Raw genomic sequence first — 11332 nt, forward strand, 5'->3', positions numbered from 1 at the left:
GAGGATCAGCAATGGCGCGTTCTTGAGCAAGGCCCGGGCGATTGCCAGGCGCTGGCGCTGGCCGCCGGACAGCAGCACGCCGTTTTCGCCGACCTGGGTGTCGAAGCCCTTGGGCAACTGGTCGATGAAGTCCTTGGCATAGGCATCGGCCGCTGCCGCCTCGACATCGGCCCGCGGTGCGCCGGCCAGGTCACCGTAGGCGATGTTGTTGGTCACGGTGTCGCTGAACAGGGTCACGTGCTGGGTCACCTGGGCGATGTGCCGACGCAGGTTGAGCAGGCGATAGTCTTCGATTTCCACGCCGTCGAGCAGGATCTCACCGCTCTCATGGTGGTAGAAACGCGGGATCAGGCTGGCCAGTGTCGACTTGCCGCTACCCGAACGCCCCACCAGGGCAACCATCTGCCCGGGCTCTGCGGTAAAAGTGATGTCCTTGAGCACATGACGCTCGGTGCCCGGGTAGGTGAAGTTCAGGTTGCGCACTTCCAGGCGGCCGCTGACCTTGTCGCGCTCGATGGTGCCGCGATCGATTTCCACGTCTTCGTCCAACTGCTCGAAAATACTTTCGGCACCGGCCACGCCTTTCTGGATGGTCGAGCTGACTTCGGACAGCTGGCGGATTGGCTTGGGCAACAGGCCGGCCAACGTGATGTAGGCGACCATGTCACCCGCCGACGCATCACCGCGAAGGTACAGGACCAGGAACATCAACACTGCCATGGCGCTGTAGATCACCAGTTGCAGCGCCGGCGTATAGATCGCGCCGGTGCGGGTCATGCGCAGTTGCTTGTTGGTGTTGCTAAGGCTCGCCTTGAGGAAGCGCTTCTGCTCATACACCTCACCGCCGAAGCTGCGCACCACGCGGTAGCCCTGGATGGTTTCCGAGGCAACGTGGGTGACGTCCCCCATCGCAACCTGGATCTTCTTGCTCTGCTTGCGGAATTTCTTGCTTGCGGTGCTGACCATCACGGCAATCAACGGCAGGATGGCGATCATCACCAGGGTCAGCCGCCAGTTCATGAACAGCAGCGAGGCGAACAGGAAGATCACCGTCATGCCTTCGCGAATCACCACCTTGATGGCATCGGTCGCAGCACCGGTGACCATGGTCACGTTGAAGGTGATGCGGGAGATCAGGTGCCCGGAGTTGTGATTGTCGAAATAGCGGTTCGGCAGGGTCAGCAGGTTGTTGAACAACTGCACCCGCAGGTCGTGGACCAGGCCCAGGGAAACCTTGGCCAGCAGGTAGTTGCCCAGGAACGAACCGAGGCCCTGCCACGCGGCGATCAGGATGATCAGCAACGGCACGGCCTGCAGCAGTTGCAGGTCACGCAGGAAAGGCACCGTGGGGAACAACACCGCTTCAGGGTTGGACAGGCCATCGACAAAGTACTTGAGGATGTAGCCCAGCATCGGCTGGGTCGAAGCGAAAATCAGAAAGCCGACGATACTCAGCGCGAACAAGCCGGCATAGGGCTTAACGTAGCTGAGCAGGCGGAAGTATATTTTCAAGCTCGAAGGGCTTGCGCTCGGACTGGAGTCGGTCATATCACGCGGCGGTTTTGAAAAAGGAGGCTGACTTTAGCACAGCTTCTCTGTTGTACTTGCACGCGGCACAACCGCAGCCCCGTTGGATCCAACGGACGACATTATATAGCCACTACTTTAGTATGGTCGGCTTTCTTTATTCTGGAACGGCTTTTCTGTATGCACTCCAAGCGCCTTACCTATGGCTCAAATCGCGTTTTCGACTTCCTCTGTTTGTGGATTCTGCCCATCGGCTTGTTGTTGCTCCTGAGTTCGCTGTTCTTCGTCACCAATCGAAACGTGCTGCACAGGTTCTACTACCTGCTGTTCGCAGCGCCGACACTGTTGCTGCTGTGCCTGCGCCCGACGGAATTCAAGCAGGTATTGCGCGAGCCGCTGGCGATTGCCTTCCTGGTTTTCTCGGGCTGGGCGCTCACCAGCCTGCTCTGGAGCCCTGAGGCCACGACAGACTCCGACCTGTTCAAGCGGCCACCGAATACCTTCACGTTGTTTGTCGGCTTAGGACTGTTGCTGCATTACCGCAGCGAACTGTTCAAGCCGATCTTCTTCTGTGCCGCGCTGATTGCGCTGATATCGAGCGCCTGCAGCCTGGTGGCTTTTGCTCCCCACCTATCGGATGGCTCGCGAATGATCGGCGGGCGTGGCGCTCTTGATAATCCGCTGCTGAGCTCTCACGTATTCGGATTCTTCTGCATTTACTGGCTGTACGTATGCATGACCACCAAGCGTGCGCACGTACTCTGGTTCAGCGTTCCGGCACTGGCAATCATGGGCGCTGCAGTGATGGCCACCGGCTCGAGAACGCCGCTGGTTGCCCTGCTCCTTGCCGTGCTCTGGATGAGTTTCATCACTCGCAATCGGCGCTCGGCCCTGCTGATCGCCTGTATGGCGCTGGCGGCCGCGGCGCTGCTGCTGCTCTATCCCGAACTGATCACCAATCGTGGCAGCTCGTCCCGCTTCGAACTCTGGAGCATGTCGCTTGAGCGTATTGCCGAACACCCCTGGATCGGCCACAGCTACGACTCAGAGTTGTACCTGACACTCGCCGACGGCAATCAACTGCGCGAACCCCACAGCTTTGCCCTCGGCGTGCTCTATTACGTCGGCATCATCGGCTTCATCCCGTGGATATTCATGCTCGGCTGGGGCCTGTACAAAAGCCTCAAGGAACGTGCGCAGCCATTGTTCATCCTGGCCTCCTCCCTGCTGGCCTATGGCATCGGTGCCGGCCTGACCGAAGGCGGCGGCATTCTCTCGCGACCAAAAGAGCACTGGTTCCTGCTGTGGATCCCGCTGGCACTGATCGCCGGCCTGAGCATCGCCCAGCGTCGCCGCAGCCTGCTGCGCATGCCGGTTCAACGCCTGAAATCGCAAGACTTCGAACAGCTGTGCGCCAACGCCCACGTGATCGAAGCCGATGGCCTGGGGCCCAAGGTCCTGCGCCTGGAGGATGGCAGCTTCCTCAAGCTGTTCCGCCCTCGTCGCTGGTACACCTCAGGCAGCTTCAATCCCTATTCAGAGCGCTTTGCCAGCAACAGCGAGCAACTGCGTGCATTGGGGATTCCATCACCGGTCATCCTCAATCTCTATCAGTTAAAGGATGCGAGCAGCGCCGTACGTTATCAGCCGCTGCCCGGCCTGACCCTGCGCCAGGCCCTGCAAAGCCTGGACAGCAGCCTGCGGGAATCGCTGATCGAACGTTTCGGCCGGTTCATGGCCCAGCTCCACGAGCGCGGCGTGTACTTCCGCTCCCTGCACCTGGGCAACGTACTTTTGATGGATGATGGCGAGTTCGGCCTGATTGACGTGGCAGACATGCGCATCTACCCATCGCCGCTGCGTAACGCCCTGCGCCAGCGCAACCTGCGGCACATGCAGCGTTATCCCCAGGACCGCAACTGGTTGTTCGAAACCCACTTTGAACAACTCGCCGCTGGCTACGCTTCGGCAGCATCGCCAAGCGCCACGGCGAAGATCCGTGACCAGGTGTCCAGGCTCAATCGTCCGGTTGCGCAGGTAGCGAACCCGGCCAAGTGATGGCTTGAAGCGCCGGGGTTGCAGGCCCCGGGCCATTGCGGTGAACGCAATGGCCCGGCCGAAGCCCTATGAGCTGCGCTGCGGCGCCAGGTACAGCCGCACCAACCCACGCAAGGTCTTGCGACCCCAGAACTTCAACGGAATCTGCTTGAGGATCTCCCGCGCCAGTGGGCGGTCACGGTCGGCGGTCTTGAGGAACATCGAGTTCAGGAAGTTGTAGCGAACCTGATCGTAGGCTGGATGATCGCTGAACAACCCGTAGGTCTTGAGGATGTTCTGGATCATGTAGCGGTGATTCTTGTAGGTATTGGTCGCGTGCTGGCGATAGCGCGCCATCACCACGCTCAACACGTCGATGGTGTACCCGGCGTGGGTGATCTTCAATTCGATCAGCAAGTCTTCCAGCGGAATCAGCGGATCGAACCCTCCGACCTCTTCCAGCGCCTGCCGACGGATCATCAGCGTCGGTGCCGGCGGAAAGGGCTTGCGATCGAGGAACAGGTCATCGAAATCCAGGCTGCGAAACGGCAAGTCGCGGCGCTGCTTCTTCTCCGGGTATGGCTTGCCGTCCCCATCAATCAACTCGATATTGCCGGCGCAAATACCCACCTTCGGCTTGCCTTCCATGTAGGCAACCTGGGTGGCGATGCGCTCGGGCAGCATGATGTCATCGGAGCCGAATGGCGCGATCAGGCTGCCTTTGGCGCGAGCGATGGCACCGTTCAGGGTATTGGTCAGGCCCTGGTTCTGCTGCACCTGGAAATCAAACCCGTGTTCGGCCTGCAAGCGCTGGATGCGCTCCACGCTGTCATCCCTGGAGCCATCGTCTACCACCAGCAACTCGATGTTGGGGTAGGTCTGGCCGAGCACACTGAGAATGCTCTGCTCGATGTACGGCCCGTGGTTGTAGGAGGCGATGATCACAGTGACCAGGGGTTGCTGCAGACTCATGCTTTACCTACTTCACGCAGACCGGTTTCGATCAGGTTCAAATACTTGTGCCGGAACTCGTCCAGGGTGTGGTTTTCTTCCAGGTAGCGGAACACTTGCTCACCCTTGGCACGCAGCTCTTCGTCGCTCAGCGCCAGGTAAGTGTCCAGTGCTGCCGCCAACTGCTCGACATTGCCCGGATCATGGGAGAGGCCGCCGGCACCTTGCACCAACGGCAGCATCGCCGGGCCATTGGAGGCGATGACCGGCAGATGGCCGCTCATGCCTTCCAGCAGCGCCAGGCCCAGGCCTTCGAACAACGACGGCATGGTCCAGATGTCGAAACCGCGCACATACTTCATGCCATCTTCGCGAAAGCCCAGCAGGTGCGCACGGCCGGTCAGGCCCAGGCGCTCGATATCGGCGCGCAGGTCTGCTTCGGCGCGGCCGGAGCCGATGATCCCCACCTGGGCCTCAGGGTATTTGTCCTTGAGGGTGGCGAACGCTTGCAACAAATGGGTGTGGCCCTTGATCGGCACCAGGCGGCCCAGGGCGCCAATCATCCGTGCATCCAGCGGCAAGCCCAGGGCCCTGCGCGCCTCATCCCGTGGCAACTGCAAGGCTTCGGCCTGGGGGATGTCGATGGCATTGGTGACAAAGGTGGTGTTTTCGCGGGTGAACCCGCAGTTGAGGTCCACCAGGTAATCCCTGACCGCTGCCGACACCCCGACGAATCGCCACGCCGGGCTGACCCACTTCTGCGTCTGCCGCCGGCGGTAGCCCCGGGCGTACTCGCCAAAACCGTGGGAGATGCCGATGCACAGGGGGATCTTCAACCAGCGGTTGAGCGACAGCATCATGTTCACCGACTTGAAGCGGTTACAGATGACCACGTCGAATTTCTGCTCGCGGCAATATTTGTAGATCTGCCACATCGCGCCGAAACGAATGCCCTTGAGGGACTTTTCCGGCAACTCGAAATAATGGGAGTGCTCAGCCACGCTCAGGGGCTGGCCGGGCAGCGGGCGGCCGCTGAGGAACCCGGATGTGACCTCGAAACGTTCAGCCGGCAAGGCCTTGACGATCTGCTCGCCGAGGTCGGCGAAGTCGTGGGTCTTGACGTTGTAGTCCGGCTGTAACTGCAAAACCTTGAAACGAGGTTTCATAACTCTCCATGCTGCAATCTGGCTGCGGGCGCGCAGCCCGGCGAAAAGGGGCGGCAGGCGCTGCAAGCCTGCCTTCAATAAGGTCTCAATCCTGCTTCAACACCCAGAGCAACTCATGACGGCGCACCGCCTTGCGGAAGAACTCATTCTCTCCGTAAGGCGATGGACTACGGCCCGCCAATAATTGCTGCAACCACCTGCGCACGCGGCGCTTGAACGGCGCCCGCGGCTGCAAGTCGTGCATCATGCCCAGGGCCATGGCCTTGTCCTGCTGCTGGCTGAGCGTCAGCGGCAAGCTGCAAGGCACAAGTTCACGGGAGGCATCAAAACGCGGCGGCAAGGCCACGCCAGCGCCCGAATCCCCCATGGGCCAACGATCGTTATCATGCAGGTGGTTGGCGTAGCCGAGCAACGTGCCCGGTTGCCACTCCAGGCCTTGCAAGGCTTCGAGAATCGCGGCGTGGGCGCAGATGTGATCCGGGTGCGGATCCAGCAACGGCGTCGGCAACACGATCACCTGCGGGCGCGCCTTGAGCAGCAATGCCCGCAGGTCGGCAATCAGGTTATTCCAGGTCGGGGCGCCGTCCACATCCCCGGGCAAGGCCAGGGCATTGAACTGGCGAAACAGCCGCGTATCGTCCAACTGAGCTTCCCGGGAAGCCTGGGGCTGATCCGGTGCGGCCTGCATCGCTGCAAGCTGCATGCAGAAGTACCCCAACTGCACGCACTGCGCTTCGGGAACGCCCGCCCAACGCGGCACGGTGACGCTGTCCCAGGCACGCAGGCGGCCTTTGAGTCGTGCGGCATCGGCCTTGGGCATGCCCATCTGCTGATAGTGATCGGCTTCGATTTCGCCCGCCGTCAGGGTGACGATCCAGCTCTCGTCGGCTTGGCTGTACAGGCTGAAAGCGGCCAATTCGGCATCGTCGGCATGGGGCGCGATGACCATCACCCGTTGGCGACGGTAGTCCGGCTGGCGGAACAACCAGAGCTTCGGCTGCCCCTTGATCCGGCAGAAGCGCCCGCGCAAGCGCAGCTTACCGCCGGCGAGTGCTTCGCCCATGCCCGTCAGGTTGAGGTAACGCCGGCCTGAAAGACCACGCTCGAAGACTTGCCGGTCGGGTGCATCCAGGCCCGACACGTCCACCGCCGGGTCGAGAAAACGCCCGAGCCAAGAGCTTTTGAGTTCAATCCCGACGATCAGGGTTTCATCGCCCACCAGAGGCGTGTCCAACAGCAGGCGCCCGGCTTCAAGACGCAGGCCCGTGCACTCGCTCCCTTCAGGAAACGCGTACTCATAGTCGTCTTTAGGCGAGTAGAACAGATGATCGGCAAACCAGGCCTCATGCGCGGCCCACAGCACCACGGCCAGCACCAGCGGCAACCACCAGGCCACCAGCACACCGACAGCCACCAACAGCAACAGGCCCACCACCAGCGCAATACGCTTGTTGCGCCGGTGCTGCTTGAGCAATTGCTGTTTGCGACTCATACGCTGAACACCGGCACCGGGTTGCACCAGCGCTCCTTGTATTCACGGTCGGAACGCCCGAAGGAGAAACGCAGCGGCTTGTCGCTCGCCCGCGCTTGCTCCCAGGCACTTTGGGTATTGAGGAAACTCAGCACGCTGCCGGGGCTGAACGCCTTGGTTTCAGGGTCGACACCGCCGTTGACGTATTCGGCGCTGACCCACTGCGGCGCCTGCACCTGATACACCAGTTGCACGGCAATCGCAGCATCATTGAGAAACAGCACCGAGCCGAACAGGAATTCCTTGAGCAACTCCAGCACCTCGGCCAAGCGCTCGGCTCCCGCCGCAGGGAAACCCCAACGCCGCTGGAACAGGTCGCAATAAATCGCCGCCAGTTCGCTGCTGGAAAACTCGCCGACCGCCCTTACCACGCCGCCCGCCTCTTCCAGCAAACGCAGTTCGCGGCGCTGGTTGTAGCGAAACTTCTTCGACAGCTCTTCCGGTGTGCGCGCCATGGCCAACTGCTCGGCCTGGGGCTTGAGGGTGCTTACGCGCCCCTCATTCAGTGCAGAGAGATAGCGCGCGCGATGGCGCAACGGCACCTGCGCATCGGCGGCAATCGGCAGGATGATCTCGGCGTTACCCAGATCAAACAGGCCTTTTTTGCCTTTGCGCTTGAGCACGTCCTTGGACAGGGCCAGGTCGCGCCCCCAGGTAGCAATTGCGCCCTTCAGCTCACCGTCCTGCTCCCAGCCCAGGTAGCGCACCGGAATCTGCGCCAGGTGCGCCAGCCGCTCGACGATCTGCGGATGAGTCGCCACGCTGCCGCCAAAACGCTGCCAGGCCTGGGCGTAAACCTCGGCCTCGACAGGCGTCCAGCCACGTTCACGCCAGCCCTGGAAGCGGTTCAGCATTTAGACCACGGCGTCATAAGGGTCCACGCCGTCCTTGACCACGAGGATGTCTTCCATGATCAGGTACTGCAGGTCGGAACCGAAGAACATGTTCAGCGCGTCGGTCGGCGAGCAGATCATCGCTTCGCCACGACGGTTGAGCGAGGTGTTCAGCGACACACCATTGCCGGTCAGTACTTCCAGTTCTTTCATCATGTCGTAGTAGCGCGGGTTGTATTCGCGCTTGAGCACCTGGGCACGGGAGGTACCATCTTCATGGACCACTTCCGGCACGCGGGTTTTCCACTCTTCCGACACTTCAAAAGTGAAGGTCATGAACGGCGCCGGGTGATCGACCTTGATCATCTGTGGCGCAACGGTGTCGAGCATCGACGGGCAGAAAGGCCTCCAGCGCTCGCGGAACTTGATCTGGTGGTTGATCCGGTCAGCCACGCCGGTGGCGCTTGGGCAACCGATGATCGAACGACCGCCCAGGGCACGCGGGCCAAACTCCATGCGGCCCTGGAACCAGGCCACCGGGTTGCCGTCGACCATGATCCTGGCGATGCGCTTGGGCATGTTTTCAATCTTGCGCCAAACCGGCTTGCTCTCGTGCTTGGCGCACGCCGCGATCACGTCTTCGTTGCTGTAGGACGGGCCGAGATAGACGTGCTCCATCTTCTCAACCGGTACGCCACGGGCGTGAGACACGTAGGCGGCTGCACCCACCGCAGTACCGGCATCGCCGGACGCCGGCTGCACGAACAGCTCCTTGACGTCGTCGCGGGCAATGATCTTCTGGTTCAGCTTGACGTTCAGCGCACAGCCGCCGGCAAACGCCAGCTTGCCGGTGTCTTTGAGGATGTCGCCCAGGTAATGGTCGATCATCTGCAACGCCAGCTTCTCGAACAGCGCCTGCATGCTGGCCGCGTAGTGGATGTACGGCTCGTCGGCGATATCGCCTTCGCGCTTCGGACCCAGCCACTCGATCAGTTTTGGCGAGAAGTAGAAACCCTTGCCCTTCTCTTTGTAGCGGCGCAGGCCGATGACGTTGGCGTAGTCGGTGTTGATCACCAGCTCGCCGTTTTCAAAGGAGGCCAGGCGCGAGAAATCGTACTTGCTGGCATCGCCATACGGCGCCATGCCCATGACCTTGAACTCACCGTCGAGCATCTCGAAACCGAGGAACTCGGTGATCGCGCCATACAGGCCGCCGAGGGAGTCCGGATCGTAGAATTCCTTGATCTTGTGGATCTTGCCGTTTTCGCCGTAGCCGAAGAAGGTGGTGGCGTACTCGCCCTTGCCGTCGATCCCGAGGATCGCGGTCTTCTCCTGGAAGCCCGAGCAGTGGTAGGCACTGGAGGCGTGAGCCAGATGGTGTTCAACCGGTTCGATCTTGATTTTCTTCGGATCGAAGCCCAGTTGCTCCAGGCACCAGACGATCTTGTTGCGATAGCGCTTGTAGCGACGGTTGCCCATCAGGATCGCGTCGAGGGCGCGGTCCGGGGCGTACCAGTAACGCTTGGCGTAGTGCCAGCGGGCCTCGCCGAACAGGCTGATGGGGGCGAACGGAATCGCCACCACATCAACGTCGGAAGGCTTGATACCGGCTTGTTCCAGGCAGAACTTCGCCGACTCGTAGGGCATGCGGTTCTTTGCATGTTTGTCGCGTACGAAGCGCTCTTCTTCGGCGGCCGCGATCAGCTTGCCGTCGATGTACAAGGCTGCGGAAGGATCATGGCTAAGGGCGCCGGACAGGCCAAGAATCGTCAATGCCACAGGGGTCTAGCCTCTTTTAGTCTGCATGCAGGCGCGTCACGCCTGAAAAAAGTGTGCTCCCCGCCTGGGCGAGAAACAGCTAAAGGGCGGGATTATAGCGTAAACACGGCGCGGGATGATCTAGGGATTGTGGCGACCGGTTGTCACTGCAGGCCTAGCGGAAAATCTCGATGCTGCCGTCCCTGTTCTGGCGGTAGACCGTGTAGGGCAGCACAAGGGTGTCGAGCAAGCCGGAGGCCACGAGCTCGGCGGCGAAGATCGGCAGGGAGCCGGAGGCATCGCGCGTGTGCTCTTTGGTGGTGTCGGGCGCGCCGTTCAAGGTGCAGAAACCGTAGATCACCCCACTGTAGATACGCGGCACGTTTTCACAATAACTGCGCGATTCCTTGAGGTTCTGGCTGGCAACGGCGTCCGGGCGAAACACCGTGTTGATGGTGCCGCAACCGGTGGTGGATACCAGTACAGCGGCGAGAAGGACTCTGGTTGCAAGACTCACGGACAACTCCATTTGGCATAAGTGTGGGCATTCATCCCTGCCCCATACAACCTTGCCGGATCCGTTTATGAACCCGGGCGCCAATAGATACTGATGTTGCCATCGGTACCTTGCTTGTAGACCGTATAGGGCAGGACCACTGTATCAACAATGCCCGAGACCGTTATATCCAATAGAACGAATGGCATCAGCACGCCAGTGAGGTCCGGCGCGGCGTGCAGCAGGCAGAAATCAAAGGCAACCCCGCTGTAGACGCGGGGAATCGACTGGCAGTAGGTTTTTTGCTTCCTGAGTTCACGTGCCGCCGCCGCGTCTTCGCGCAACAGCGTATTGGCCGTTCCGCAGCCGCTCAACACAAGGATTCCAATGCTTAGCGCAGCAGTCATTTTTAGCGTCATGGCAAGCCCTCTGAATGGCCAGCAACGCTAACATCGGCCCTGTTGGCGACCCAGACCCCACGCACCGCCGCGCCATGTAAGAAGATTCCGAAATGGCAAAAGCTGGCTGAATCGTTAAACTCGCGCACTTTTGTGCGCCATGGATGCTGGTTTACTCATGAAAGTTGTTGTACCCACTCGATTTGCGATGCTGCTTCCCGGACTGCTTGGCCTGTACAGCAGCGCCCAGGCCGATGAAGCGCCACTGGTCCTGGACCCCAGCGTGGTCACCGGTTCGCGCAGTGCCAGCCCGTCGTTTGACCTGCCGTATTCGGTGGACAGCATCAGCCGTGAGCAAATCAGCGATGGCCAACTGGGCATCAATGCTTCAGAGGCACTGTCCCGCGTGCCCGGCCTGGTGGTTCAAAATCGCCAGAACTACGCCCAGGACTTGCAGATTTCCTCCCGTGGCTTCGGTGCCCGCTCGGCATTTGGTGTGCGCGGTATCAAGCTGATCGCCGACGGCATACCCGCCAGCACCCCGGACGGTCAGGGCCAGGCGGCGACGTTCAACCTCGACACCGCCGAGCGCATCGAAGTCCTGCGCGGCCCGGCCGCCACGCTGTATGGCAGCA

At 60.9% G+C, this 11332-nt stretch carries 10 protein-coding genes; 2 read left to right on the plus strand and 8 right to left on the minus strand.

Annotation, left to right across the window (positions count from 1 at the left end):
• Positions 1-1548 (minus strand): lipid A export permease/ATP-binding protein MsbA (gene msbA / locus HX846_RS23110; protein WP_178966155.1); only part of this gene is annotated, 1548 nt, incomplete at its 3' end.
• A gap of 159 nt (positions 1549-1707) precedes the next feature.
• Here msbA and HX846_RS23115 point away from each other — a divergent pair.
• A complete protein-coding gene (locus HX846_RS23115; RefSeq protein ID WP_177036436.1) occupies positions 1708-3585 on the plus strand; it encodes an O-antigen ligase family protein in 1878 nt (625 codons plus the stop codon).
• 66 nt (positions 3586-3651) lie between these two features.
• Here HX846_RS23115 and HX846_RS23120 read toward each other — a convergent pair whose 3' ends face one another.
• The 7 genes from HX846_RS23120 to HX846_RS23150 all read right to left on the minus strand — a co-directional run bounded on the left by HX846_RS23120 (position 3652) and on the right by HX846_RS23150 (position 10718).
• The gene (locus HX846_RS23120; protein ID WP_003209477.1) at positions 3652-4536 is read right to left on the minus strand and encodes a glycosyltransferase; all 885 of its coding nucleotides are present in this window, start codon (positions 4534-4536) and stop codon (positions 3652-3654) included.
• Entirely contained in the window at positions 4533-5681 is a 1149-nt protein-coding gene (locus HX846_RS23125) for a glycosyltransferase family 4 protein (protein WP_177022504.1), read from the minus strand. The genes HX846_RS23120 and HX846_RS23125 overlap by 4 nt, the downstream gene beginning before the upstream one ends.
• Positions 5682-5766: 85 nt before the next feature.
• A complete protein-coding gene (locus HX846_RS23130) occupies positions 5767-7173 on the minus strand; it encodes a PIG-L deacetylase family protein (protein WP_178966156.1) in 1407 nt (468 codons plus the stop codon).
• Positions 7170-8066 carry a GNAT family N-acetyltransferase gene (locus tag HX846_RS23135; protein ID WP_008439141.1) on the minus strand — a complete coding sequence of 299 codons (897 nt, stop codon included), beginning with the start codon at positions 8064-8066 and terminating at the stop codon, positions 7170-7172. The genes HX846_RS23130 and HX846_RS23135 overlap by 4 nt, the downstream gene beginning before the upstream one ends.
• Positions 8067-9824, minus strand: coding sequence for a carbamoyltransferase (locus tag HX846_RS23140; protein WP_008439143.1), 1758 nt, complete (start codon positions 9822-9824; stop codon positions 8067-8069).
• A 154-nt stretch (positions 9825-9978) separates the two neighbouring features.
• Positions 9979-10332 carry a YceK/YidQ family lipoprotein gene (locus HX846_RS23145; protein ID WP_008439144.1) on the minus strand — a complete coding sequence of 118 codons (354 nt, stop codon included), beginning with the start codon at positions 10330-10332 and terminating at the stop codon, positions 9979-9981.
• A 53-nt stretch (positions 10333-10385) separates the two neighbouring features.
• Positions 10386-10718 (minus strand): YceK/YidQ family lipoprotein, encoded by a 333-nt coding sequence (locus HX846_RS23150; RefSeq protein WP_010169294.1) that lies wholly within the window; start codon positions 10716-10718, stop codon positions 10386-10388.
• Between the two features lie 157 nt (positions 10719-10875).
• On the opposite strand from HX846_RS23150, the gene HX846_RS23155 reads away from it, so the two are divergent.
• Positions 10876-11332 (plus strand): Plug domain-containing protein (locus HX846_RS23155; RefSeq protein ID WP_178966157.1); only part of this gene is annotated, 457 nt, incomplete at its 3' end.

Origin of the sequence: Pseudomonas sp. K5002 (assembly GCF_013386655.1) — a bacterium.
Lineage (GTDB): Bacteria > Pseudomonadota > Gammaproteobacteria > Pseudomonadales > Pseudomonadaceae > Aquipseudomonas.